A 23,718-nucleotide genomic window follows, 5' to 3' on the forward strand; every position below is an offset into this window, starting at 1 on the left:
CGGTGCCCGAAGAAGACCATCTCTTCCCCGCCGAGACCACGCAGCGGCAGATCGCGCGCGAGCTCTATCAGCACGCCCGCGACCTGCCCCTGATCAGCCCGCACGGGCACGTGGACCCGGCACTGCTCGCCGACGACCGGCCGTTCCCCGACCCGGCCCGGCTCTTCGTGGTGCCCGATCACTACGTGACCCGGATGCTGGCCAGCCAGGGCATCCCGCCGGCCCGGCTCGGTGTGCCGAGCATCGACGGCACCGAGGTGGAGAGCGACGGCCGGGAGATCTGGCGCCTGCTCGCCGGCAACTGGCACCTGTTCCGCGGCACACCGTCCCGGCTCTGGACCGAGAAGGTGTTCGCCGACGTCTTCGGCATCACCAGGCCGCTGAACGCCACGACCGCCGACGAGATCTACGACGAGCTCAGCGCCCGCCTCACCGAGGCGGAGTTCCGGCCGCGGGCCCTGTTCACCCGGTTCAACATCGAGGTCCTGGCGACCACCGAGAGCCCGATCGACGACCTGTCCGCGCACGCCAAGCTGGCCGCCGACGGCTGGGGCGGCCCCGGCGGCCGGGTGATCACCACGTTCCGCCCGGACAACCTGGTCGACCTGGACTGGGCCGGCTGGCGCGACCGGGTGGCCACGCTGGGCGAGCTCACCGGGCAGGACGTCGGCACGTTCCCCGGCTTCCTGGCCGCGCTCCGCTCGCGCCGTGCCGCGTTCATCGAGGCCGGCGCCACCAGCTCCGACCACGGCCACCCGACCGCCGCGACCGCGGTGCTCGACGACGCCGACGCCGCGGTGCTCTACCGCAAGGCGCTCGGCGGCGGGACCGACGAGCGTGACGCCGAGGTGTTCCGGGCGCACATGCTCGTCGAGTTCGCCCGGATGTCGCTCGACGACGGCCTGGTCATGCAGCTGCACCCCGGTTCGATGCGCAACCACAACAAGGCGCTGCACGCCCGGCACGGCCGCGACGTGGGCGGCGACATCCCGTCGCCCACCGAATACGTCCGGGCCCTGCAGCCGCTGCTCGACCGCTACGGCGACGACCCACGGCTGCGAGTCGTGCTCTACACCCTCGACGAGACCACGTTCACCCGGGAGCTGGCGCCCCTCGCCGGCGGGTACGCGGCCCTCTACCTGGGTGCGCCCTGGTGGTTCCTGGACAGCCCCGAGGGCCTGCGCCGGTTCCGCGAGACGGTGACCGAGACGGCGGGCTTCTACAACACCTCCGGCTTCGTCGACGACACCCGGGCCTTCTGCTCGATCCCGGCCCGGCACGACGTGTCCCGCCGGGTCGACGCCGGCTTCCTCGCCCGGCTGGTCGCCGAGGGGCGCCTGCCGCTCGACGAGGCCGCCGAGACCATCGCCGACCTGGCCTACCACCTGCCCAAGAAGGTCTTCCGCCTGGACCAGAAGGAGACGAACGCATGACCGTCCGGATCACCGGGGTCGAGGTGCACGACGTGCGGTTCCCCACCGCTGCCGCCGGCGACGGCTCGGACGCCATCAACAAGGGCGACTACTCGGCCACCTACGTCGTGGTGACGACCGACGCCGGCGTGTCCGGCTGCGGCCTGACCTTCACCAACGGCCGCGGCAACGAGATCACCTGCGCCGCCGTCGAGGCCCTCGCGCACCACGTCACCGGCCGCACCGTTGAGGAGATCGAGGCCGATCAGGTCGCCTTCTCCCGGTCGATCACCGCCGACGTGCAGCTGCGCTGGCTGGGCCCGGAGAAGGGCGTCATCCACATGGCGGCCGGCGCGCTGATCAACGCGGTCTGGGACCTGCGGGCGCGGCTGGCGGGCAAGCCGATGTGGCGCTACCTGGCCGAGCTCTCCGCCGACGAGATCGTCGCCTCGATCGACTTCCAGCACATCAGCGACGCGCTCACCCCGGGCGAGGCCCGCGAGCTTCTGGAGAAGAACAGCATCGGGTACGCCGACCGCCTCGCCGATCTCGAGCAGAACGGTTTCCCGGCGTACACCACCAGCGTCGGCTGGCTGGGTTACCCGGACGCCAAGGTGCGCGACCTGACCCGGCAAGCCGTGGCCGACGGCTGGACCGCGGTGAAGATGAAGGTCGGCGGGCCGCTCGAGGACGACGTGCGGCGGGCCCGCATCATCCGCGAGGAACTGCCGCAGGGCGCGCTGCTGATGATGGACGCGAACCAGGTGTGGGACGTGGACCAGGCGATCGCGGCGATGGAACGGCTCGCGCCGTACGACCCGTACTGGATCGAGGAGCCGACCCACGCCGACGACGTGCTCGGCCACGCCCGGATCGCGCGCGCGGTGAACCCGATCCGGGTCGCCACCGGTGAGGTTGCCGCCAACCGGGTGATCTTCAAGCAGCTGCTCCAGGCCGGTGCGATCCAGGTCTGCCAGGTCGACGCGTGCCGGGTCGCCGGCGTCAACGAGGTGCTGGCCATCCTGCTGCTCGCCGCGAAGTTCGGTGTGCCGGTCTGCCCGCACGCCGGCGGCGTCGGCCTCTGCGAGTACGTCCAGCACCTGGCGATCTTCGACTATCTGCGGGCCGGCCGGTCCCTGGAGGGCCGCATGATCGAGTACGTCGATCACCTGCACGAGCACTTCACCGACCCGGTCACCGTCGTCGAGGGCCGCTACCGGCTGCCCGCGAAGCCGGGTTACAGCGTCGAGATGAAGTCCGCCTCGATCGCCGAGTTCAGCTTCCCGGAGGGTCCGGCATGGCGGTGACCTACCGCCTCGGCCGCGACGCGATCAGCGCGCTGCCGCAGCGAAGCCGTCCGGCGGTGCAGCCCGGCGAGGTCCGCCCGGGGATCGTCCACCTCGGGCTCGGCGCCTTCCACCGCGCACACCAGGCGGTCTTCACCGAGGACGCGGTCGCCGCGTCCGGCGGGGACTGGGGCATCGTCGGCGTCGCGCCGCGCTCCCGGGTGATCATCGACCAGCTGCGCGAACAGGACGGGCTCTACAGCGTGCTCACGCTCGGCGGAGCCGAGGACGAGGCCCGCGCGATCGGCATCCTGGCCGGTCTCGGGCACGCCGCCGGTGACCCGTACGGCGTGGTCTCGGCGATCGCCGACCCGGGCATCCGGATCGTGTCGATGACCGTGACCGAGAAGGCCTACCGGATGGACCCGGACGGGCGGCTGCTGCTCGACGACGAGCTGCGGGCCCAGCTCACCGGTGCGGCGCCGCCGGTGTCCGTACCGGCCCTTCTCGCCCGCGGGCTGCTCCGCCGGCAGGCGGCCGGCGGCGGCCCGCTCACCGTGCTCTGCTGCGACAACCTGATGGCCAACGGCCCGCGGATCCAGGGGCTGGTCAGCCAGGCCCTGGAGGTGGCGGGCGCGCAGCTGCCGGCCGACGTGGCCTTCCCGGCCACCATGGTGGACCGGATCGTGCCGGCGACCAGCCCGGACCACCGGCGGCGGGCGGCGCTGGCGCTGGGTGCCGACGACGCGGTCCCGGTCGTCGCGGAGCCGTTCACCCAGTGGGTGATCGAGGACCGGTTCCCCGGCGGGCGCCCCGATTGGGCCGCCGCCGGTGCGGTGCTCACCGACGACGTCACCCCGTGGGAGACGCTCAAGCTGCGCGCCCTCAACGCGGTGCACTCGGCCTGCGCCTATCTGGGTGCCCTCGCCGGCCGCGAGCTGATCGCCGACTCCCTCGAACTGCCCGGCATGCCCGGCCTGCTGCGGCGGTTCATCGCCGAGGACATCGCGCCCACCGTCGAACCGCCGCCGGGCGTCAGCGTGATCGAGTACGGCGAGTCGTCCCTCGCCCGCTTCGCCAACCGCGAGCTGGGACATCGCAACATCCAGGTGGCGATGGACGGTTCACAGAAACTGCCGCACCGGCTGCTCGGCTCGATCGCCGACCGGCGAGAGGCGGGTGCCGTCCCGGTCTGGGCGGCATTGGTCCTGGCCGCGTGGATGCGCTTCGCGCGGGGGTACGGTGACAGCGGCGCGAGCCTGCCGCTGGACGACCCGCTGGCCGACCGGATCCGGGCCGTGCTCGCCGGCGCGCCGGACACCCCGGCCGGCACTGTCGACGCCCTGCTCGGCCTCAGCGAGGTGTTCCCGCCGTCACTGGCCGGCGACGACGTGCTGCGCGCCGAGCTGATCCGCTGGTACGGCGAACTGGCCCGGCACGGAGTCGAGGCCACGGTCCGCGGGCTCTCCTCGTGAGCACACGGGTGGCGCTGATCGGGGCGGGCGGGCACGGGCTCTGGCACCGGCGCACCCTCCAGCGGCTGTCGGACGCCGGGCGGGTGACCGTGGCCGGGCTCTGCGACCGGCAGCCGGTGGAGCCGCACCCGGACGCGCCGCTCGACGGTGTCCCGTTCTTCGCCGATCACGCGGAGATGCTGGCGGCCACCCGCCCCGAGGTGGTCGTCATCTGCACCCCGCCGCACACCCACCTGCCGCTCGCGCTCGACGTCCTCGCGTCCGGCGCGGACCTGCTGCTGGAGAAGCCGCCGGTGATGTCGGCCGGCGAACACGACCGGCTGGCGGCGGCGGTCGCGGAGACCGGGCGGCTGTGCCAGGTGGGCTTCCAGGCACTCGGGTCGGCGGCCCTCGCCGAGCTGTGCGTGGCGGCTCCCAGCGGCCCGATCGGCGTCGCCGGGGCGTGGTGGCGGCCGGACAGCTACTTCCTGCGGGCGCCGTGGGCCGGGCGGCGGGCGGTCGCCGGCCGCGCCGTCCTCGACGGTGCCCTGGTCAACCCGTTCGCCCACGCGCTGATGCAGTCGCTGGTCATCGCGGACGCGACCGGCGGCGGTTTCCGGCCCGAGCTGCTGGAGGCGGAGCGTTACCGGTCCCGGGAGATCGAGACCGACGACGTCACGTTCGTGCGGCTGACCGGGGCGGACGGGCAGCGGATCACCGCGGCGGTGACGCTCGCCTCGCCGGTCTTCATCGCCGGGGAGATCCGGATCGGTGAGGCGCTGCTGGAGTATCCGACGGACCGCCTCCGGCTGCCCGGCGACACCGAGGCGCGGCATGTGCCGGGCCGGGCCGGGCTGCTGGAGAACCTGCTCGACCATCGGAGCGACTCAGGCGTACCCCTGATTGTGCCGTTGGAACGGACCCGGACCTTCACCGCGGTGGCCGAGGCCATCATCGCCGCGCCGCCGCCGGCGGCGATCCCGCAGAGCGTGCTGCGACCGCACCCGGACGGTGGCGGCATGGTCGTGGACGGCATCGACGAGCTCGTCCGGCAGGTCGCCTCCACCGGAGACCTGCCGTCCGAGAGCGGCGTCACCTGGGCGGCCGGCCCGCACCGGGTGACGTTGAAGGAGTAACCCTCATCTCCATCTTTTGAGAAGGAAAGGAGAGACCCATGCGCAAACTGAGCGTCGCCGAGCTGGCGGACCATCACCGCGGTCCGCAGTTCACCAGCGTCCTGCCCGGCCACGTCGTCCAGAAGGGCGGCTTCCGGGTGTACGCGGACCCGAACTTTCGCACCCACGACGAGCCAGGCCGGCACGTGCACACCGTTCCCGAGGTCTTCGTGATCGTGCAGGGCAGCGGTGCGATCGAGATCGACGGTGCCGAGGTCGACAAGTTCCAGGCCGGTGAGGCCGTCGTCTTCGAACCGGGCGAGGACCACCACCTGATCAGCCGGGGCGACCAGCCGCTGGTCTTCGTGTGGATGCACCTGGAACCGGTGTCGTAACGCCATGCCGTCCAAAACCGCTCTCGCCGTGACGATCGGCGTTCTCCTCGCCGGCGTCGCCACCGTACCCGCCTCCGCGGCTGTCCCCGCGGTGCCCGCCTCCGCCGCGGTGCCCGCCGCTGCTCGCCAGGTGCTCGCACCGGACGACGGGTGGGCGGCTGCCACCACCGGGACCACCGGTGGTGCCGCTGCCGACGACGCGCACGTGTTCGTGGTGCGCAACCGTGCCGAACTGGCCGCCGCCCTGGCCGGCGGAACCGACCCGACACCGCGGATCGTCCTGATCGCCGGCACCATCCGTGCCAACGAGGACGACTCCGGCGCGCCGCTGACCTGCGCGGACTACGCGGACCCGGCGTACAGCCTGGACGCCTACCTCGCCGCCTACGATCCGGCGGTGTGGGGGCGGGCCACCCGGCCCACCGGTCCTCTCGAGGAGGCCCGGGCCCGGTCGGCGCGTAACCAGGGCGCCCGCATCAACCTGCGGGTCGGCGCCAACACCACGATCTACGGACTGCCGAACGCCCGGATCGTCGGCGGGAACCTGCTGATCCAGAACGTGGACAACGTGATCGTGCGGAACCTGCGCCTCGAGGACGCCGCCGACTGCTTTCCGTCCTGGGACCCCACTGACGGGTCGGCAGGCAACTGGAACTCGGCGTACGACCTGATCACGCTGACCGGGGCGACCCATGTGTGGGCCGACCACAACACGCTCAGCGACGGCAACAACGTGGACGAGAACCAGCCGCTGTACTTCGGGCGGCCGTACCAGGTGCACGACGGGGCGCTCGACGTGATCCGGGCGTCCGACTACGTGACGATCTCGTACAACGTGTTCCAGGAGCACGACAAGACGATGCTGATCGGGTCGACGAACACGGTCGGCGCGGACGTCGGCAAGCTGCGCGTCACGGTGCACCACAACAAGTTCGCCAACGTCGGGCAGCGGGTGCCGCGGGTCCGGTTCGGGCAGGTGGACGTCTACAACAACTACTACTACCTGACGGACGAGGACACGTACTCGTACTCGTGGGGTGTCGGCGTCCAGTCGGCGATCTACGCGGAGAACAACTTCCTGCTGCGCAGCGCGGACCTCGCCTTCGAGGACTTCGTCTACGACTGGGGCGGCACCGCGATCACCGAGATCGGCACCCTGACCCGGGTCGGCACCGGCCCGGTGCGGGCGGTCGACCTGCTCGCCGAGTACAACGCGGCGCACGACCCCGATCTGGGTACGGACGCGGGGTGGACCCCGGTCCTGCGGCCCGGTCCGATCACACCGACGGCGCAGGTGCCGGCGGTGGTCAACGCCCAGGCGGGCGCGGGCCGGATCTGACCTTCTGCGACGAGCGCCGGGCGGTGATGCCGCCCGGCGCTCGCCGTTGTCCGCCGTTGTCCGCCGTTGTCCGGCCGTTTTCGGTCACGCGGGCACGTTGCGGTGATCGACTGTGTCTTTTCCGGGCATCGATCACGCTGTGTGTTCACCTAAACATTCTCGGCATTCATGAGAATTGCTCACTGAATAGCGGTCGATCTCTGTATATGGAACCGTTGTAAAGAATTGCGGTTAGCGCTCTGGCCTGGGAATTTACTTGCTTGGTCATGCGTAGCCGGGCACTGATTCCTCTCCTGGTAAAGCTGCGGGTGGAATGCGATGTGTACGGTGCGAATCGGCCCACAGGAAACTCTCAGTGATAGGTGCCGGTCCATGGCCCTGAGTCCTCTGCACCCCGGCGATCCTCGACGAATCGGTACCTATCACCTGCTCGGCCGCCTCGGTGAGGGCGGCATGGGCTCGGTCTTTCTCGGACAGAGCGCGACGGGTCGCCGGGTGGCGGTGAAGGTCGTGCGGCCCGAGCTGTCGTCCGATCCGGAGTTCCGGGCCCGCTTCCGCAGCGAGGTACTCCGCGCCCGGCAGGTGCCGCCGTTCTGCACCGCGGAGGTGCTGGACGCGGACGCCGACCACGAGACCCCCTATCTGGTGGTGGAGCTGGTCGAGGGGCCCAGCCTGGCCGAGGTCGTGCAAGAGCGCGGCCCGCTCGCCGGTGGCAGCCTGCACAGCGTCGCCATCGGTGTGGCGACGGCGCTCGTCGCGATCCACGACGCCGGTGTCGTGCACCGCGATCTCAAGCCGGCGAACGTGCTGTTCGCGCTGACCGCGCCGAAGGTGATCGACTTCGGGATCGCCAAAGGGCTGGGCAGCACTGATGAGCACACCGAGCCCGGTCAGGTGCTGGGCACCATCGCCTACATGGGGCCGGAGCGGTTCGACACGGTGACCTCGCGGAGCGTCGGCCCGGCCACCGACGTCTTCGCCTGGGGTGCCGTGATCACGTACGCGGCTACCGGTCACACCCCGTACGGGGCGGAGGAGATGATCGCGGCGGCGGCCGGGGTGCCGCTGCCGGAACCGGACCTGGTGGGGCTGCCGCAGCCACTGCTCGACCTTGTCGGCATGGCCCTGCGCGCGGACCCGGACGGTCGGCCCACGGCGCATGAGCTGCTCGAACGGTTGCTACGGGCGGGGGCGGCCGGTGACCTCGAGATCCGAGCCGGACTGGCGCGGCGGCCGGAGCTGAGCCGGGCCGCCGCGGCGGTGCGGCACACGGTCCGGATGGTGATCCCGCGCCGGGCGGTTGACCGGGGGCCGGAGAAGTGGGTCGCGGACCGGCGGGTCGGCACCGGGGTTCTGGCCGCGGTGGTGGCGCTGACCTGCGGTGCCGGGCTCGCGGCGGTGCTGCGATCGGGGCGGCCGTCCGGGCCGGTGCCCGCGCCGCTGAGGAGCAGCATTGCTCTGGACGGGCGGATCTCCGGGCCCGCGAGCCGGGACGAGCAGCGGCCACGGTGCTCCGTCGGCGGCCGGGTGGAGCTGAGCGTGGAGGTGTCGGCGAAGCCCGCTTGCCCGCCGGCTCGCACGCCGGGCGGCTGGTCGGTGGTGGCCGACTTCGCGCTGGGGGAGCGGGACGCGTGTGCGGTGGTGCGGGTGCTGGCGAAGAGTGGCGCCTATCGGGTGACGGCGTGCGACGGGCGGATCGTTCTGGAGGCGGAGACCGGGCGGCTCGTGCGGATGCTCGCGTTCCAGTCGCTGCGGCCGTCCGGGGACGTGGCTGCCTGGCGGCATGTGGAGATCCGGGCCGGGGGCTCGGATTTGGAAGTGATCCTCGGGGACCGGAAGGTGCTCAATGCGCCGGTGGAGACGTCGCCGACCCGTGGGGCGGTGGTGCTGGGCATGACGGCGGGTGCGGCGGCGGGTGGCGGGCGGGCTGTCGTGACCTTTTCCGGCGTGGTGATCGAGCCGATCTGAGGTTCGCGCGGCGGGGGTGGCCGGTGACCACCGACCCGGCCGGCGGTCGCGCTCCGGGCGTTCGTGTCGCGTGCTCGCGGCCGGGTCCGGCGGTGCCCTTCGTGGACCGTACAAAAAAGGTTTGTGGAGAGATGGATGCTTGTCGATCAGGTCTCATGGTGAGGGTCTTCGCAGGCCGGAACGGCTTTGATCAAGGTTGGAAAGGGTGCGACCTTAAGACGGCTTCCCCTTGATTCTTAAGTTTTTCTTTAGATCGATCCGGCGTGGGAGCGTTCCCGTAAGGACGGGTTGAGAACCCGGTCCAAAAGGAAGGCACGCAGATGAAGCGCTACCGGAGCAACGCTGGAGGATCGAACGTGCGGCGCTGGCGCGTGGCCGGCGTGGCGGGTGTCGCGGTGGCCATGGTCGGTGTGGGACTGGGTGTCGCTGCCGCTGCGGACTCCTCGGTGCCGACGGTCAACTGCCAGTCCGTCGCGGACAAGCTTCCCGTCGTGCCGGCATCGGCGGCGGCGGAGATCCAGCGGAACCTCGCGCTGCTGAACACGCAGATCCAGGAGGCGAACAGCCGGATCGCGAGCTCGGTCGGCCAGGGTGGAGCGAACTTCATCCAGAACGCGATCCTCGGCCCCCTGGAGGACAAGCGGTTCGCGACGATCAACCGGATGGAGACGGCGATCGGCCGCGCCGCGGCGAAGCCGGACCTGAACGCCGAAGGTCTCGCACCGTGCAGCCTCAACGAGGACGGTGGCGGAAACGCCGCGCCGGAGCCGAGCGAGGTGCCGGCCGGTAACGGTGGTGGTGACAACGCCGGTGGTGGCGAGAACGCCGGTGGTGGCGAGAACGCCGGTGGTGGCAACGCGGGCGTGGCGACCGTGAACTGCCCGAGTGTCGCGGACAAGCTTCCGGCGGTGCCGGCGTCGGCGCAGGCGGAGATCCAGCGGAACCTGGAGCTGCTGAACACGCAGATCCAGGAGGCGAACAACCGGATCGCGAGCACTGTCGGTCAGGGTGGCGCGAACTTCATCCAGAACGCGATCCTCGGCCCGCTGCAGGGTAAGCGGTTCGCGGCGATCAACCGGATGGAGACGGCGATCGGCCGGGCCGCCGCCAAACCGGACCTCAACGCCGAAGCGCTCTCGGTCTGCTCGCTGAACGAGAACGGTGGCGGCAACGCGGCACCCGAGCCCACCCAGGTCGCCACGGCGAACCCGGAGGACGTGGCCGCGAACCTGCCGACCGTGAACTGCCCGGCGGTCAACATCGCCGTGGCCGTACCGGCGTCGGCCCAGGCCGAGATCGACCGCAACCTGGCCCTGCTGGACACCCAGATCCAGGAGGCGAACAACCGGATCAAGAACTCGGTCGGCCAGGGTGGCGCCAACTTCATCCAGAACGCGATCCTCGGCCCGCTGAAGGACAAGCGGTTCTCGACGATCAACCGGATGGAGACGGCGATCGGGCGCACCGCGGCCAAGCCGAACCTGAACGCTGAGGGGCTGTCGACCTGCTCGCTGAACCAGTAGTAGTTACTTCCCGCTCCGGCCCGGCTGCTCAGCAGCCGGGCCGTTGTGCGTTCGGGGCCTTTCGTTCGGGGCCTTTCGTTCGGGGCCTTTGTTCAGGGCCTTTGTTCAGGGCCTTTGTTCAGGGCCTGCCCAGCAGGCCGTCCAAGCCTGAGCCGGCGCGGACTGCCTGCTCGGCGGCGAGGACGTCCTGCTCCGCGATGCGGACCTCCTCGGCCAGGACCTCGGCTGCCACCTCGGCGACGTGTGCCTCGCGGCGGATGTCGGCGGTCTCGGCCACCACCCGCTCGTAGTCGTCGAGCGCGGCCCGCACCAGCACGTCGTCGTCGGGTGGTTCCACCTCGCCGTCGCCGCCGGTGTGCTGCCAGATCCCGTTCAGCTGGGCCACGGTGATCTCGCCGCGCCGGTACGCGTCCAGGGCCGCCCGCTGGACCAGCCGCTGGGTCTCGTCGACGGCTGCGGTGCGTGCCTGCCAGCGAGCCTGGAGGTAGCGCATCTCGGCCTCGTCCCGCAGGCCGGCGACCTGCTCGGCCCGGTCCCGCGCCTCGTCCGCCGCGCCGGCCGCGTGTTCGGCGGCTGCTCGTACCGCGTCCGCGTCGGCGGCCAGTTCCGCGGCCTGGACCTCCGGTTCGACAGCGGGTGGGTCCGTCGCGGCGGGTTGCCGGGCTGCGTCTTCGGGCCGTCGGCCGGTCTCCTGGACCCGCCGGCCCGCCAGCACTGCCGCGCCGCCGAACGCTGCGGCCACCAGCACCGCGAACACCAGGATCCAGCCCATCCAACCCGGCACCAGCACGCCTCCCATTCACGATCTTCGTCGGATCTCGACCGTAGGGTGATCAAAATCGGTATCGCCAGGCGGGGGCACTGTGCTATCCACCAGTGCTATCCGATAGCGTGCACCTCCGCTTGCCCCTCGCGTGAATCTCGCGCGCGCCTCAGTCGGGGTGTCATACCGGCGTGGTAGAAAGCTCCGTCCGGTTCAGTGGGAGGAGTCGTCAGTGCCGATCGCCGAGGGTGCCGTCCGATCCGGTAGCAGCGTCGTGGTCTACCTGTCGGTGAGCCTCCGCGCCCGGCTCCGGGCGCAGGCCACGGCGACCGGCCGGTCACACACGCAGCTCGTCTTCGACGCCCTCAACGCGACCCACGACCGGCTTCCCGACCTGGTGGCGGGCGGTGGCGCGGTGGCGGCGAGCGCCGACGGGATCTTCGTGGCTCAGCGTACGGGCCGGCGGCAGCACAGCGAGGACCAGGTCCAGGTGTCCATCCGTCCCAATCCTGCCAACCTCGCCGTCATCGACCGGCTGGCGGCACGGCACACTACCGGCAACCGATCCGCGTTGATCGCTGTCGCGCTCGACGAGTTCCTCCCGGCTGTTGCGAAAGGCGTTCCCGCGTGAAGCAGTACAACGATCTGATCGCGGACTTCTGGCGCGACTACGCGGCGCTGCTCCTGCTCGGCGCCGGCCTGATCGGCGTCATCGCGCTGATCAGCCTCGGCATCTGGGCGAAGCGGTCGAAGAAGCCGCTGCGCCCGATCGCCCTCGCGGTCAGCATGAACCTGGCCCTGCTGCTCAACGCCGAGGGCATGTGGGTCATCGCGATCGACCAGCTCCGGCTGCCGCCGGTCTTCGCGGTCCTGGTGTTCGCCGTGTTCGAGATCTGCTTCCTGACGGCCACCTCGCTGGCGGCCGAGCAGTACCGGCGTACCACGACCTACGGGCCCGGCGGCGAGATCGTGAGCCCGGGTCACCCCGGCCCGATGCTCTACATCGCCGCCCTGATCGCGGTGATCTCCGGTGTCATCGTGGCGAGCAACGCGGTCACGGGCACCGAGAAACTGCTGCGGCTGGCCGTACCGTGCGTGATCTTCCTGATGTGGTGGGCGGCGCTGACCGCCGCCGGGCAGAGGATCCGCCGCGGCCGGTTCGCCTACAGCCCGCGACGGCTCGCGGAGCGCTGGGGCTGGCTGATTCCGGACGACGACCCCGATCTGGTACGGATGGCGGCTGATCGCCAGGTCCGGCGGATGGTCGTCAACTACCACCGGGTGAGCGGGGCGCGGTGGCCACGGTCCTGGTGGCGGTCACGTTTGCTGAAGGACGCCCGTACGGCCGGGGAGCCGGTTGTCGAGGATGTGATCGAGCAGCTCGCCCGGATTCAGCGGGTGATGGATCTGCTGGTGCCGGGCGGTTCGGGGGTGCCGGCGTTCGACCGGGAGCGGTTGAGTGTTCCGGTTCGGCAGGCTCCGGTGCCGGTTGTTCCCGCGGTGCCGGGCGTTCCCGCGGTGCCGGGCGTTCCCGCGGTGCCGGGCGTTCCCGCGGTGCCTGCTGAGGTGGGCCTGAACGGGTCGGCGGTCGGGCCGCAGGCGGTTGCCGAGGGAACTGTGCCTGCCGTGCAGTCGGTGTCTGTCGTGCAGCCGGTGCGGTTCGTGCCGCCGGTGGACGCCGGGATGCCGGCCATCTATTCGGATGCGGATCCTTCTGCCGCGGATTCCTCCGTCGCCGAGGCTGCTGTTCCGGGGATGAACGGTGTGAGTGCGAACGGGTTCGGGCCGGCGGACACCAGCCGGTTCGGTGAGGGAGTGCCGGAGAACGCGGCGCGGGATGCGGTCATGGAGGTTCCGGCGCAGCGGCGGCCGGAGACCTTCACCCGGCCTGTCCCTTCCAACGAGGTTTCGTTGAGGCCCTCTTCGGAGCTGACGCCTTCTTCGAATGAGTTCGCGGAGGACATCGAGGGCACGTCGACGACGACTCCTGTTTCGATCGCTCCGGTTTCGGCGGTGCCGGTTTCGCCTGCTGTTCCGGCGTGGGCTTCTACCGGGACAGGGGCGCGGCCGGCGGTGACGATCGTGGGGTCGCCGTGGTGGCGGCTCGCGGTGGAGCGGCTGGCGCGGCTGGTGGCGGCCGAGATCAGTCCGGAGGATCTGCCGGACATGACCTATCTGCGGGTCACCGAGTTGGCGCGGGCGCTCGCCCCGCGGGTCTCGGAGCTCGGCGAGGGTGTGGTGCGGGCGTTCGTCAACGATTATGTGAGGGAGTTGGGTGGGGAGCACGTGGAGTCCGCGTACCCCTGGCGTGATCTCCTCCCGGAACCCGCGACCGCCCCGCCCGGCTCGCCGGCCTGGCTGGCCGCGCTGGAGGAACTGCGGGACGCCCTCATGGAGGAGCTCGGGCACGGCGAACCGCGCGACGCCCGGGAGCTCGCGCAGCTCCTGACGCCGACCGCACCCCGCCTCGACGACGTGACGATCCACGGGTTCATCGCCGACTACTTGCTGGCGCTGGGTGGCCAGACCGGTCCGGGCAGTGCCGAACCCTGGCAGCACCTGTTGCCGCGACCGCACGCCGGCCGGGGGGCTACCGATGAGGAGCTGCTCGACGTCTATGGCGAGCTGTTGGATGAGCATTTGCGGGCTACCGGGCGGTTGAGCCGGTACAAGGTTCAGGCCGTCACCGGCGTGAAGAGCCGCATCCAGGCCGATCGGATCAAAGCTGTGGTGGAGGACCGGGCGGCGGCGTCGGCTTCCGCGGGGCTCTGAGCGCGTCGTACGGTCTCGCTGGTCGTGCACGATCGGTCTCATCGGTCGTGCGCGATGTCGTAAGGCGCGGCGGTTTGTCCTGAGTTGTCGCGGGGGCGGGCATAGTCAGCGCACACATTGAGGTTGAGTGCGATCTGGTGGTCGTCATGGCGTGAGTAGACGCGCACGGTCGGGTTGTGTGCGCGCCTACTGTCGCTTGAGGGGCCGATCGAGGGGCCTTTGGCGGGCGTTGTTCAGGTGGTGCTGATCCAGACGTCGCGGGAACTGCGGACCGTCAGGTCGGTGCGGCGTTCGAGGGCGTGGGGGCCTTCGGCGTCGAGCAGTTGGCGGAGGGCGGTGCGGTCGTTCTCGCTGAGGTGGTCGGCTACCTGGCTTGCGAAGCGGTGGAGGGTCGCGCGGGCGTAGCGGAGTGCCGGGGCGGGCAGGGGCGCGGCCAGTTCTACGTTGAGGGTGCGGTGTTCGCGCACGGTGAAGCCGGCGGAGGCCAGGCGGGTGGTCCAGTCGGCGCCGATGTGGGGGAGGTGCTCGTTGCGCATCTTTTCGGCGGCGGCGTGCAGGCGGGCCTCCAGGCCGGGCTCGGAAACGACTCCGAGGGCGGGATCAACGCCAGGTCCGGGATCGGGGCCGATGGCGGGATCGGGGCCGATGGCGGGATCGGGGTTGAGGGTGTCGGGGAGGAAGCGGGGGAGGTGCTCCATCTCCAGCATCACGAAGAGGCCGCCGGGGCGCAGGGTGGCGTGGATGTTGCGGAGTACCTGATCCGGGTCGGCCATGTGGTGCATCGACGAGGATGCCCAGATCAGGTCGGCGGGGTCGGTTGCCGGCCGGCCGCTGTCGAGGTTGAAGAGCAGGGGGCGGATGCGGTCGGTCAGGCCGTGGCGGCTTGCGCTCTTCGCCAGGTGGTGCAGCATTTCGTCGGAGGTGTCCACGGCCGTGACCGTCGCCTCGGGGAACTGTCGCAGCAGGGCGAACGTGCCGGTGCCGGTTCCGGCGCCGAGGTCGAGGATGTGCCGCACCGGCCCGGCCATGGCGGCGACCCGGGAGGTCAGGTCGGCCAGTTGAGGCGCGGCGACCTCGGCGTCCAGGTCCAGCATGTCGCCGTGGCCGCCCGCGCCGTGGCCGCCCGCGCCGTGACCGCCCGCGCCGTGGCCGTCCGCGCCGTGACCGCCCGCGCTGTGGGTGGCTGAGGTGGGAGCGGCTGAGGTGTGGGCGGCCGAGGTGGGGGGCGTGTGGTGGGGATGTTCGTGTGCCATGGCACGACTGTAGAGCGGGATTGCGCCAAGCGCATACACTATTGCGTATGACGCAAGACGCTGAGATCGACGGGCTGGTCCGGGCGCGGATTCGGGCGTTGCGGATCGCCAAGGGGTGGTCGCTCGAGGACCTGGCGGGGCGGTGTTACCTGAGTCCGTCCACGCTGAGCCGGATCGAGACCGGGCATCGGCGGATCGGGCTGGATCAGCTGACGGCTATCGCGCGTGCGCTCGGTGCCAGCCTTGACCACCTGGTGGAGACCGGTGGCGACGAGGTGGTGATCAAGCCGCATCATCACCCGGAGCGGGGGATCACCACCTGGGTGCTCAGTCACGAGCCGGGGCAGAAGGGGATGACGGTGTCCCGGGTGCGGGTCACGCAGCCGGCGTCGCGTGATCCGGATGCGCTGCGGGTTCACCCGGGGCGGGACTGGTTCACGGTGCTGTCCGGGACGATCGAGCTGGTGCTGGGCAACCGGACGATCGTTGTCGAGGCGGGGCAGGCCGCGGCGTTCAGCACGATGATTCCGCACGCCTTCGGTTCACGAGGGGGGCCGGCCGAGGTGATCGCCATTCTTGATCATGATGGCGAGCGAGAACACCTCAACGCGCACATGTGAGCAGGCAGAGCGCGGGGCCGGCGGAGCACGTAGGCGTACGGAAGCATGGTTTCAGCGAGACGGACCCACGCTCTCCCGCCAGATGATCGTCGCCTCTGCGGGCTCAGCCCGCGGTCCGTCGTCGTCACCCAGAGCGAGCGCCATCGCCCGCTCGCCCATCTCCACGAGCGGCAGCTTGACCGTCGTGAGGGACGGCGTGACGTCGCGGGCGATGGGCATGTCGTCGAAACCGGTGACCGAGATGTCGTCGGGGACGCGCACGCCGCGCTCACGCAGGGTGGCGAGCGTGCCGACGGCCATCGAGTCGTTGAGGGCGATCAGGGCGGTCAGGCCGGGCTGGGAGTCCAGCAGCTCCGCGGCGGCGGTCGCGCCACCGTCGCGGGTGAAGTCGGTGTAGAGGATGCGGGAGCTGGGCAGTTCGACGCCGCATTCGTCGGCGGCGCGGCGGAAGCCGGTCAGGCGGTCGGTGGTGGTGGTGAGGCGGCGCGGGCCGGCGATGATCGCTACCCGGCGGTGTCCGAGGCCGAAGAGGCGCAGGCCGAGGGCGTGTGCGCCGTCCTCGTTGGCCGGTAGGACGGCGCTGCCGACCAGCCGGTGCCGGCCGATCACCGCTACCCGGCCGCCCGCCTGCTGGTACGCGCCCAGCTCGGCGTTGAGCCGTTCGGTGAACGCGTCGTCGTGGTAGCCGGAGCCGGCCAGGATCAGCGCGTGCACCTGCTGGGCGCGCAGCAGGGCGACGTACGCGAGTTCGCGCTCCGGCTCCCGATAGCTGTTGCAGATCACCAGGAGCCGGTCGTGCGCGCCCGCCTGGCGTTGCAGCCCGCGGGTGATCTCGGCGAAGTACGGGTCGGAGACGTCGTGCACGATCACGCCGACGGCCGACTTGCGGGGCCGGGCGACGTGCTGGGCGTGCGCGTTGGGCACGAAGTGCAACTGTGCGACCGCGGCCAGGACCCGCTCGCGCAGATCCTCGTTCACTCGTTTCGAGCTGTCGTTGATCACACGGGAGACGGTTGCCGGGGAGACCCCGGCTAGCCGGGCCACATCTGCGAGAGTGACCGCCATCGGCACAGCATAGGGGTCTTGTCAGCCCCGCCCGATCAAGGTGAGCGTGTCGGCCACCCGGTTGGCGAAGCCCCACTCGTTGTCGTACCAGGCCACGACCTTGACCAGGCGGCCCTGCGCGGCGGTGAGCAGCGAGTCGAAGATGGAGGACGCCGGGTTGCCGGTGATGTCGCTGGAGACCAGCGGGTCGGTGGAGAACTCGAGGATTCCGCGCAACGGGCCGGCCGCCGCCGCCTCGAAGGCGCTGTTCACCTCCTCGGCCGTGACCGGGCGCTCGACCAGGGCGTTCAGCTCGACGAGCGAGCCGACCGGGACCGGTACGCGCACCGAATAGCCGGTCAGCCGCCCGTTCAACCGGGGCAGCACGGTGCCGATCGCGGTGGCGGCGCCGGTCGTGGTGGGCGCGATGTTGAGCGCGGCGGCGCGGGCCCGGCGCAGGTCCCGGTGCGGGCCGTCCTGGAGGTTCTGCTCCTGGGTGTACGCGTGGATCGTCGTCATCGAACCGGTCTCGATCCCGGCGAGTTCGTCGAGGACCGACGCCAGCGGGGCGAGCCCGTTCGTGGTGCAGGACGCGTTGGAGATCACGTCGTGGCGGCCGGGGTCGTAGTCGCCGTGGTTCAGGCCGTACGCGACGGTGATGTCGGCGCCCTTCGACGGTGCGCTGACCAGCACCTTGCGCGCGCCGGCGGTCAGGTGGGCCCGGGCGTCGTCGGCGGCGGTGAACCGGCCGGTGGATTCGAGGGCGATGTCGACACCCAGGTCCTTCCACGGCAGCGACAGCGGATCACGCCCGGCGGACACCTCGATCCGCCGCCCGTCGACGATCAGGTGGTCGTCGTGCGCCTCGACCCGCCGGTCGAAACGGCCCAGGGTGCTGTCGTAGCGCAGCAGGTGAGCCAGGGTCCGCGGGTCGGTCAGGTCGTTGATGGCGACGATCTCCAGATCGGGGCCGGCGGCCCGGAGCACGCTGCGCCCGATGCGGCCGAATCCGTTGATCGCGATGCGAGTGGTCATGCCTCAACTCTGGCGAGCACCGGGGCCGGGCAGCAGGTGGCGCAGCGCCAGGCTCCGCAAGGATTCAGCCGCTGAACGTACGGCGGTACGAGCTCGGCGACGTGCCCAGGACCCGCTGGAAGTGCAGCCGCAGGTTGGCGCCGGTGCCCAGCCCGACCCGCGCCGCCACCTGGTCCACGCCGAGGGCGGAGCCTTCGAGCAGCTCACGGGCGAGGTCGATGCGGGCCCGCAGGATCCACTGCATGGGCGTGTAGCCGGTGTCCTCGACGAACCGCCGCCCGAACGTGCGGGCCGACACGCGGGCGTGCCGGGCCAGCGCCTCCACGGTCAGCGGCTGGTCCAGGTGCAGCAGCGCCCACTCGCGGGTGGCCGCGAACACGTCACCGAGGGGCTCGGGCAGCGAGCGTGGCACGAACTGGGACTGGCCGCCGCTGCGGTACGGCGCGGCGACCATCACCCGGGCCACCGCGTTGGAGGCACGCACCCCGTGATCGCGGCGGATCACGTGCAGGCACACGTCGATACCGGCGGCCACGCCCGCGGACGTCAGCACCGGGCCCTCGTCCACGAACAGCACCCCGCCGTCGACCTGCACCTTCGGATATTCGCGGGCCAGGGCCGGCGCCATCAGCCAGTGCGTGGTGGCCCGGCGCCCGTCCAGCAGACCGGCCGCCGCCAGCGCGAACGCGCCGGTGCAGATGGAGATCATCCGGGCACCGCGGAAGGCGGCCTCTCGCATCGCGTCCACCAGGCGCGGGTTCAGCTGCTGAAGCGGGTTCCGGTAGCCGGGGACGATGACGGTGTCCGCCGCCGCGATCGCCTCGAGCCCGGCGTCGACGACGAACCCCAGACCGTCGCGGCCCTCCACCGGGCCGGCCTCCAGCGAACAGTGCCGCAGGTGGTAGGGCAGACCGTGCCGTGGCGCGAAGACCTGCGCGGCGATACCGACGTCCATCGGTGCGGCGCCGCCGAGCACGAGGACAGCGATCTGATGCATGCCGTCCACTCTGCCGGGCCGCGGGCCGGGCCGGAACTGGCGGTCCCGCCACGGTGCGCAAGGATCCGGACAGCCCCGGGCCTATCTGCGGCCGAAGCCGGCGGATTACCCTCTTGACGCATACCCGAGCCCTTGGCCTGGGACGTGTAGGTTGTGTCGGGCGTGTATGACGACGCGAAATCCGCGGCGTGACCACCGGCGAAGCGGCGCGGAAAGGACGGCCGGCGATGAGGGACGAACGTAGCCGCACGGCGGGGCGGCCGACGCTCGAGGAGGTCGCGGCCCGTGCGGGGGTCGGCCGCGGGACAGTGTCGCGTGTCGTCAACGGATCGGCGCAGGTCAGCCCCAAGGCGCGGCAGGCGGTGCAGGACGCGATCGACGCGCTCGGTTACGTGCCGAACCGCGCCGCGCGGGCGCTCGTCACCCAGCGGACCGATTCGATCGCACTCGTGGTCTTCGAGTCGGGGGAGCGATTCTTCGCCGAGCCGTTCTTCGGGCGCATCGTGCAGTCGATCTCCTCCGTGCTGGTGGCGCGGAACCTGCAGATGCTGCTGATGATCGCGCAGGCCCCGGAGGAACGCCGCCAGCTCGAAGGCTATCTCACCCGCCAGCACGTCGACGGAGCGTTGCTGCTGTCGCTGCACGGTGACGACCCGCTGCCCGCGCTGCTCGAGGAACGCGGCGTGCCGACGGTCCGGGTGGGCCGCCCGGTGCACCCCGAGCCGGTCAGCTTCGTCGACGCCGACAACCGCGGTGGTGCCCGCGCCGCCGCCTCCTACCTGCGTGACCAGGGCCGCCGCTGCATCGCGACGATCACCGGCCCGCTCGACATGGCCGCCGGCATCTCGCGGTACGACGGCTATCGCGACGTGGTCGGCGAGGGCCCGGCCGCCCGCGGCGACTTCGGCGAGCTGAGCGGCGCGACGGCGATGGAGTGGCTGCTGTCCCAGCATCCGCAGATCGACGCCGTCTTCGCCGCCTCCGACATGATGGCGGCGGGTGCGCTGCGGGTGCTGCGCCGGGCCGGCCGCCGCGTGCCGCAGGACGTCGCCGTGATCGGTTTCGACGACTCGGGCATCGCGCGCCACACCGACCCGCCGCTGACCAGCGTTTATCAGCCGATCGAGCAGATGGGCCAGGAGATGGTCCGGCTTCTGCTGACCAAACTCGACGGCGACGAACCGGTCGAACACGAGACCGTGCTGCCTACGCGCCTGATCCTTCGCGGGTCGGCCTGAGAGATTTCATCGTACGGTCGGCGCAGCGTTCCGCCGTCTCGTCCGCGACGGTACGGCTCAGGCGCCGGAGACGTCGCGAAGATCGGTGAGCCGTTCCTGCAGGGCGGAGGCCTGAGCCTCGGTCAGAGCGCCCTCAGCGAGCCGCTGCCGGACTTTCGAGCTCAACTGGTCCACCTGATCACTGACGACGCTGTCGCCGGCCTGCATCTGGCGTAGCAGGTTCATGAAGTCGAGCGCGACGTCCGGCCGGATCTCGCCGAGCTGCTCCCCGCGCTCGACCGCCGCGCGCACCCGGCTCAGGGCGGCGTCCACGGTCAGCGTCGCCGCGGCGGTCGGCTCGGTGGTGCTCTCGATCCGGGGTGCGGGCGGTGACGGCGGCTCGGTGGTCACCTGCGGTGAGGAGTCGGTGGACGGCGTACCGGCGGGCGGCTGGGCCAGCTCCCCGCTGCCTCCGTCCGGCGAGCTGACCGTGTTGACCAGCAGGATGAACGCGGCGATCGTCAGGACCAGCCCGGCGACCGCACCGATGCGGCGGCCGAGCCCCGGCCCGCCGCCGCCCATCGGGACGACCCGGGCCAGCCCGGTCGGTGGTGGCTCCGGCAGCGGGATGGTGCTGCGGGCCGGTGCGGACGGGATCAGCCGGGACAGGGCGCGGCGGGCCTCAGCGGCCGACGGCCGGCGGAACGGGTTGTCCTCCAGGCAGCGGCTGATCAGGTCACGCAGGCGGGCCGGGAGCCCGTCGGGCAGCCGGGCCGGACCGGAGGCCTGTGCGGCGGCCAGCTCCTCCCAGGTGTCCACGCTGTAGGGCGGCTGCCCGGCGACCATCTCGAAGAGCAGGACTCCCAGCCCGTACAGGTCGGTGGCCGGTTCGGCGGGCTTGCCGTCGAGCCGCTCGGGTGCCGCGTAGGCCGGGGTGCCGAACGTCGCACCGGTGTCGTCGTCGTCGGGCTCGCCGGCGGCCGCGCTGATCCCGAAGTCGAGCAGCTTGACGCCGCCGGGGCAGAGCATGACGTTGCCCGGTTTGATGTCGCGGTGCACGACACCGGCGGCGTGGGCGGCGGCCAGCGCCTCGGCGACGGCGGTGCCGATCGAGACCGCCTCGCCCCACGGCATCGGGCCGTCGACCAGGCGCGCGGCCACGGTCTCGCCGGCGAGCAGCTCCATCACCACGAACGGGGCGACCGAGCCGTCCGGGCGGACCGCCTCGCGGTAGTCGTGCACGGCGGCGATGCCCGGATGGGAGAGACGGGCAGCCAGGCGGGCCTCCCGCCAGGCCAGGTGCGCCGCTCTGGTGTCGCCGGCCGGGAGCTTGACCGCGACAGGGCGGTCCAGCAACTCGTCCACCGCCCGCCACACCTGCGCCATGCCGCCTGTCTCGATCAACGTGACGAGGCGATACCGCGAGGCGAGGAGGACGCCAGGGGCCGGCCAAACATCGTGCATCCCAGGACATTCACCCAGTCCGCCGGGCATGTCAACTCCCGCGTTCCTTCCTTCTGCGGGCATCTCGCGGGAACACGGCCCCAGCAGGGGTTACCCGTCGCTATCCGTGAAAAGCGGCACAACTCCATCAAAGCGTCGCCGGCAACCGGTTCGCTCCCGGAGGCGCAACCGGCCTGAACCCGGCCGGTCGAAGGATGGGAACTCCCCCCAGTTCGAGGAGCTCCACCCATGCGCATCCGCCGCACAGCCGCCGCCGTCGCCCTGGCCGCCGCGGGCACCGTCACCAGCGTCACCACCGGCGTGGTCGCGTTCGCCCACTCCAGCGCGCCGTCCGCCGGGGCGGTTTCCACACTCAAGAAGAAACCGTCGGTGGCGCCCAGCAAGGAGAAGAAGGTCAAGGTCGCCTTCTCGGCGTCCGGCACGGTCACCGCCGCCGACGCCGCCAAGGGCACGATCACGATGACCGTGAAGGGCGGCGCCAAGGACGTTCGCGGCCGCACGGTGACGATCTCCGTACCGTCGAGCGCCAGGATCGTCCTGAACGGCAGGAAGGTGCAGGTGGGCGCGCTCGCCGCCGGGCACAAGATCACCGTTACCGGTACGCGGATCGACTCCGTCTACACCGCCGCCAAGATCCAGGCGTCCGGCAAGGCGGTCAAGCCCGCACCCACCAAGCCGGCGCCGAGCCCCTCAGCGACCCCGACCGCTTCGCCCAGTGCTCCGAGCGCCTCGCCCAGTGCCCCGAGCGCCTCGCCGAGCGCCCCGAGCGCCTCGCCGAGCGCCCCGGACGAGGACCCCACGGACAGCCCCGAGGACGAGCCCACCGAGGCGCCCGAGCCGACCGAGAGCCCCGAGTAACGCCGGCCCCCCGGCCCGCCCTTTCGCCATGACAGAGAAGGGCGGGCCGGCCACCGGTCAGTCCACGGTCGGCGGCAGCGTCCGCGCGGCCTCCTTCAGAGCGGCGGCAGCAGCCGTGTACGGATTGAACGTGTACGACCGCGACGGCGCCCCTGGCACGCTGAAGTAAGCCGTCGCCAGCTTCGCCGGGTCCGTGGCGATCTCACCGCGCCCAACGGTGTCGTTGCCGTCGTCCCAGCCCCACGGCGCGTTCGCCGAGTTCGTGCCGCACGAGAACGTACCGGTGCCGCAGCCCCCGCTGGTGTCACCGGCGAAGGTGCCGAGGCCGGCGAAGAGGCTGCCGTTGTCGCGCTGCGCCCACAGCCCGCCGCCGGCGAAGATGTCGACGAGCTTGTAGCGCACGTCCCGGTCGTTGCCCCCCGACGGCGACTCGGCCACCGACGACGACGGGTAGTACACGATCCCGTCCCCGTTGATCGTGTACTGCGGGTACGCCTTGAGCCCGTGCCCCTTCGCCTCCTGCGCGGTCACCGGGTGCTGGAACGCGTCGTGCGGCGACGGCTGGAGCTGGAGCGTCCCGTCGATCGTCTCCGCACCGTTCGTCCAGGTACTGCCGGCCGGCGCGTACGAGAAGAAGTCGCTGTGCGCCACCGTCATTGCACCCCGGAGCACCCCGTAGTCCGACCCGTCCCGCTCGACGGCGACCATCACGCCCTCGCCGTCGTTCTCGTGCTCGGTCTCGAAGAACGGGTGGTCGACCCAGTCGCGGGGGTGGAAGAACAGGTACGTCAGGTACCAGTGGGTGGCGGTCTCGGCGATCGAGTAGTAGGCGTGCGCGGAGGTGTCGCTGCCCGCGTTGTCCCAGTTGTCGCGGCCGTTGAGGTTGCCGTCGAAGTCGTACCGGGTGATCATGTCGGCCTTGCCGCCGAGGGCGTGCGATCCCGTGGCGTCCACGTCCTGGTGGTGGACCGGGGCCCAGCGCAGCGCGAGCTCCGCCCGGCTCACCGCCGCCTGTGCCGCCGGCGGTGCCAGAACCGCCGCGCCCGCCGCCGGCGGTGCCAGAACCGCCGCGCCCGCCGCCGCGAGCAGCCACACCGCTGCCGACGCCACCCGGCGCCGTCCCGCACTCGTACCCGTACCAGCCATCGATGCCCCTCTCCGCATTCAATAAAGAAACGTCAATATAAGTTCGGCGGGTGACCT

20 protein-coding genes are annotated in these 23,718 nt (G+C 71.4%); 13 read left to right on the forward strand and 7 right to left on the reverse strand.

Features of this window, described 5'->3' with window-relative positions; translation table 11 throughout:
- The first annotated feature begins 2 nt into the window (after nt 1-2).
- From uxaC to ACFQV6_RS18405, 8 genes are all read left to right on the forward strand, one after another.
- The gene (gene uxaC / locus ACFQV6_RS18370; protein WP_378028709.1) at nt 3-1,433 is read left to right on the forward strand and encodes a glucuronate isomerase; all 1,431 of its coding nucleotides are present in this window, start codon (nt 3-5) and stop codon (nt 1,431-1,433) included.
- Entirely contained in the window at nt 1,430-2,719 is a 1,290-nt protein-coding gene (locus tag ACFQV6_RS18375) for an enolase C-terminal domain-like protein (protein WP_378028710.1), read from the forward strand. The genes uxaC and ACFQV6_RS18375 overlap by 4 nt, the downstream gene beginning before the upstream one ends.
- Nucleotides 2,710-4,173 (forward strand): mannitol dehydrogenase family protein, encoded by a 1,464-nt coding sequence (locus tag ACFQV6_RS18380; RefSeq protein WP_378028711.1) that lies wholly within the window; start codon nt 2,710-2,712, stop codon nt 4,171-4,173. Before ACFQV6_RS18375 ends, ACFQV6_RS18380 begins: the two co-directional genes overlap by 10 nt.
- On the forward strand, nt 4,170-5,288 hold the full coding sequence (locus tag ACFQV6_RS18385; RefSeq protein ID WP_378028712.1) for a Gfo/Idh/MocA family protein: 1,119 nt from the start codon (nt 4,170-4,172) through the stop codon (nt 5,286-5,288). The genes ACFQV6_RS18380 and ACFQV6_RS18385 overlap by 4 nt, the downstream gene beginning before the upstream one ends.
- Before the next feature lie 38 nt (nt 5,289-5,326).
- A complete protein-coding gene (locus tag ACFQV6_RS18390; protein ID WP_378028713.1) occupies nt 5,327-5,662 on the forward strand; it encodes a cupin domain-containing protein in 336 nt (111 codons plus the stop codon).
- Nucleotides 5,663-5,666: 4 nt separating this feature from the next.
- Nucleotides 5,667-7,001 (forward strand): polysaccharide lyase family 1 protein, encoded by a 1,335-nt coding sequence (locus tag ACFQV6_RS18395; protein WP_378028714.1) that lies wholly within the window; start codon nt 5,667-5,669, stop codon nt 6,999-7,001.
- A gap of 372 nt (nt 7,002-7,373) precedes the next feature.
- Nucleotides 7,374-8,969, forward strand: a complete 1,596-nt coding sequence (locus ACFQV6_RS18400) for a serine/threonine-protein kinase (protein ID WP_378028715.1) — start codon at nt 7,374-7,376, stop codon at nt 8,967-8,969.
- 356 nt (nt 8,970-9,325) lie between these two features.
- The gene (locus tag ACFQV6_RS18405; protein WP_378028716.1) at nt 9,326-10,492 is read left to right on the forward strand and encodes a hypothetical protein; all 1,167 of its coding nucleotides are present in this window, start codon (nt 9,326-9,328) and stop codon (nt 10,490-10,492) included.
- A 118-nt stretch (nt 10,493-10,610) separates the two neighbouring features.
- On the opposite strand, the gene ACFQV6_RS18410 is transcribed toward ACFQV6_RS18405, so the two are convergent.
- The gene (locus ACFQV6_RS18410; protein WP_378028717.1) at nt 10,611-11,291 is read right to left on the reverse strand and encodes a hypothetical protein; all 681 of its coding nucleotides are present in this window, start codon (nt 11,289-11,291) and stop codon (nt 10,611-10,613) included.
- A gap of 196 nt (nt 11,292-11,487) precedes the next feature.
- Between ACFQV6_RS18410 and ACFQV6_RS18415 the strand changes: the two genes are divergently transcribed.
- The gene (locus ACFQV6_RS18415; protein ID WP_378028718.1) at nt 11,488-11,886 is read left to right on the forward strand and encodes a hypothetical protein; all 399 of its coding nucleotides are present in this window, start codon (nt 11,488-11,490) and stop codon (nt 11,884-11,886) included.
- The gene (locus ACFQV6_RS18420) at nt 11,883-14,027 is read left to right on the forward strand and encodes an MFS transporter (RefSeq protein ID WP_378028719.1); all 2,145 of its coding nucleotides are present in this window, start codon (nt 11,883-11,885) and stop codon (nt 14,025-14,027) included. Before ACFQV6_RS18415 ends, ACFQV6_RS18420 begins: the two co-directional genes overlap by 4 nt.
- A 233-nt stretch (nt 14,028-14,260) precedes the next feature.
- On the opposite strand, the gene ACFQV6_RS18425 is transcribed toward ACFQV6_RS18420, so the two are convergent.
- The gene (locus tag ACFQV6_RS18425; protein WP_378028720.1) at nt 14,261-15,280 is read right to left on the reverse strand and encodes a class I SAM-dependent methyltransferase; all 1,020 of its coding nucleotides are present in this window, start codon (nt 15,278-15,280) and stop codon (nt 14,261-14,263) included.
- A gap of 47 nt (nt 15,281-15,327) precedes the next feature.
- Here ACFQV6_RS18425 and ACFQV6_RS18430 point away from each other — a divergent pair, with 47 nt between their 5' ends.
- A complete protein-coding gene (locus tag ACFQV6_RS18430) occupies nt 15,328-15,900 on the forward strand; it encodes a helix-turn-helix domain-containing protein (RefSeq protein WP_378028721.1) in 573 nt (190 codons plus the stop codon).
- A gap of 51 nt (nt 15,901-15,951) precedes the next feature.
- Here ACFQV6_RS18430 and ACFQV6_RS18435 read toward each other — a convergent pair whose 3' ends face one another.
- The 3 genes from ACFQV6_RS18435 to ACFQV6_RS18445 form a co-directional block, all read right to left on the reverse strand.
- Nucleotides 15,952-16,965: a LacI family DNA-binding transcriptional regulator gene (locus tag ACFQV6_RS18435; protein WP_378028722.1), complete on the reverse strand. Its 1,014-nt coding sequence runs from the start codon at nt 16,963-16,965 to the stop codon at nt 15,952-15,954.
- 21 nt (nt 16,966-16,986) lie between these two features.
- A complete protein-coding gene (gene gap / locus ACFQV6_RS18440) occupies nt 16,987-17,979 on the reverse strand; it encodes a type I glyceraldehyde-3-phosphate dehydrogenase (protein ID WP_378028723.1) in 993 nt (330 codons plus the stop codon).
- Between the two features lie 64 nt (nt 17,980-18,043).
- Nucleotides 18,044-18,976 carry a GlxA family transcriptional regulator gene (locus ACFQV6_RS18445; RefSeq protein ID WP_378028724.1) on the reverse strand — a complete coding sequence of 311 codons (933 nt, stop codon included), beginning with the start codon at nt 18,974-18,976 and terminating at the stop codon, nt 18,044-18,046.
- Nucleotides 18,977-19,203: 227 nt separating this feature from the next.
- Between ACFQV6_RS18445 and ACFQV6_RS18450 the strand changes: the two genes are divergently transcribed.
- Entirely contained in the window at nt 19,204-20,214 is a 1,011-nt protein-coding gene (locus ACFQV6_RS18450; protein ID WP_378028725.1) for a LacI family DNA-binding transcriptional regulator, read from the forward strand.
- A gap of 57 nt (nt 20,215-20,271) precedes the next feature.
- Here ACFQV6_RS18450 and ACFQV6_RS18455 read toward each other — a convergent pair whose 3' ends face one another.
- On the reverse strand, nt 20,272-21,597 hold the full coding sequence (locus tag ACFQV6_RS18455) for a protein kinase (protein WP_378028726.1): 1,326 nt from the start codon (nt 21,595-21,597) through the stop codon (nt 20,272-20,274).
- 288 nt (nt 21,598-21,885) lie between these two features.
- On the opposite strand from ACFQV6_RS18455, the gene ACFQV6_RS18460 reads away from it, so the two are divergent.
- The gene (locus ACFQV6_RS18460; protein ID WP_378028727.1) at nt 21,886-22,515 is read left to right on the forward strand and encodes a hypothetical protein; all 630 of its coding nucleotides are present in this window, start codon (nt 21,886-21,888) and stop codon (nt 22,513-22,515) included.
- Nucleotides 22,516-22,572: 57 nt separating this feature from the next.
- Here the strand turns inward: ACFQV6_RS18460 and ACFQV6_RS18465 are convergent, their stop codons facing one another.
- The gene (locus ACFQV6_RS18465) at nt 22,573-23,661 is read right to left on the reverse strand and encodes a hypothetical protein (RefSeq protein WP_378028728.1); all 1,089 of its coding nucleotides are present in this window, start codon (nt 23,659-23,661) and stop codon (nt 22,573-22,575) included.
- Between the last annotated feature and the right edge of the window lie 57 nt (nt 23,662-23,718).

The sequence above is a fragment of the Actinoplanes sp. GCM10030250 genome, from assembly GCF_042666575.1.
Lineage (GTDB): Bacteria > Actinomycetota > Actinomycetes > Mycobacteriales > Micromonosporaceae > Actinoplanes.

What these genes read in the sequence shown, in the direction of transcription:
- ACFQV6_RS18375 (WP_378028710.1), top strand. Translation starts at nt 1,430, where the DNA reads ATGACCGTCCGGATCACCGGGGTCGAGGTGCACGACGTGCGGTTCCCC.
- ACFQV6_RS18380 (WP_378028711.1), top strand. Translation starts at nt 2,710, where the DNA reads ATGGCGGTGACCTACCGCCTCGGCCGCGACGCGATCAGCGCGCTGCCG.
- ACFQV6_RS18390 (WP_378028713.1), top strand. Translation starts at nt 5,327, where the DNA reads ATGCGCAAACTGAGCGTCGCCGAGCTGGCGGACCATCACCGCGGTCCG.
- ACFQV6_RS18395 (WP_378028714.1), top strand. Translation starts at nt 5,667, where the DNA reads ATGCCGTCCAAAACCGCTCTCGCCGTGACGATCGGCGTTCTCCTCGCC.
- ACFQV6_RS18400 (WP_378028715.1), top strand. Translation starts at nt 7,374, where the DNA reads ATGGCCCTGAGTCCTCTGCACCCCGGCGATCCTCGACGAATCGGTACC.
- ACFQV6_RS18410 (WP_378028717.1), bottom strand. Translation starts at nt 11,291, where the DNA reads ATGGGAGGCGTGCTGGTGCCGGGTTGGATGGGCTGGATCCTGGTGTTC.
- ACFQV6_RS18425 (WP_378028720.1), bottom strand. Translation starts at nt 15,280, where the DNA reads ATGGCACACGAACATCCCCACCACACGCCCCCCACCTCGGCCGCCCAC.
- ACFQV6_RS18430 (WP_378028721.1), top strand. Translation starts at nt 15,328, where the DNA reads ATGACGCAAGACGCTGAGATCGACGGGCTGGTCCGGGCGCGGATTCGG.
- ACFQV6_RS18435 (WP_378028722.1), bottom strand. Translation starts at nt 16,965, where the DNA reads ATGGCGGTCACTCTCGCAGATGTGGCCCGGCTAGCCGGGGTCTCCCCG.
- gap (WP_378028723.1), bottom strand. Translation starts at nt 17,979, where the DNA reads ATGACCACTCGCATCGCGATCAACGGATTCGGCCGCATCGGGCGCAGC.
- ACFQV6_RS18445 (WP_378028724.1), bottom strand. Translation starts at nt 18,976, where the DNA reads ATGCATCAGATCGCTGTCCTCGTGCTCGGCGGCGCCGCACCGATGGAC.
- ACFQV6_RS18450 (WP_378028725.1), top strand. Translation starts at nt 19,204, where the DNA reads ATGAGGGACGAACGTAGCCGCACGGCGGGGCGGCCGACGCTCGAGGAG.
- ACFQV6_RS18460 (WP_378028727.1), top strand. Translation starts at nt 21,886, where the DNA reads ATGCGCATCCGCCGCACAGCCGCCGCCGTCGCCCTGGCCGCCGCGGGC.
- ACFQV6_RS18465 (WP_378028728.1), bottom strand. Translation starts at nt 23,661, where the DNA reads ATGGCTGGTACGGGTACGAGTGCGGGACGGCGCCGGGTGGCGTCGGCA.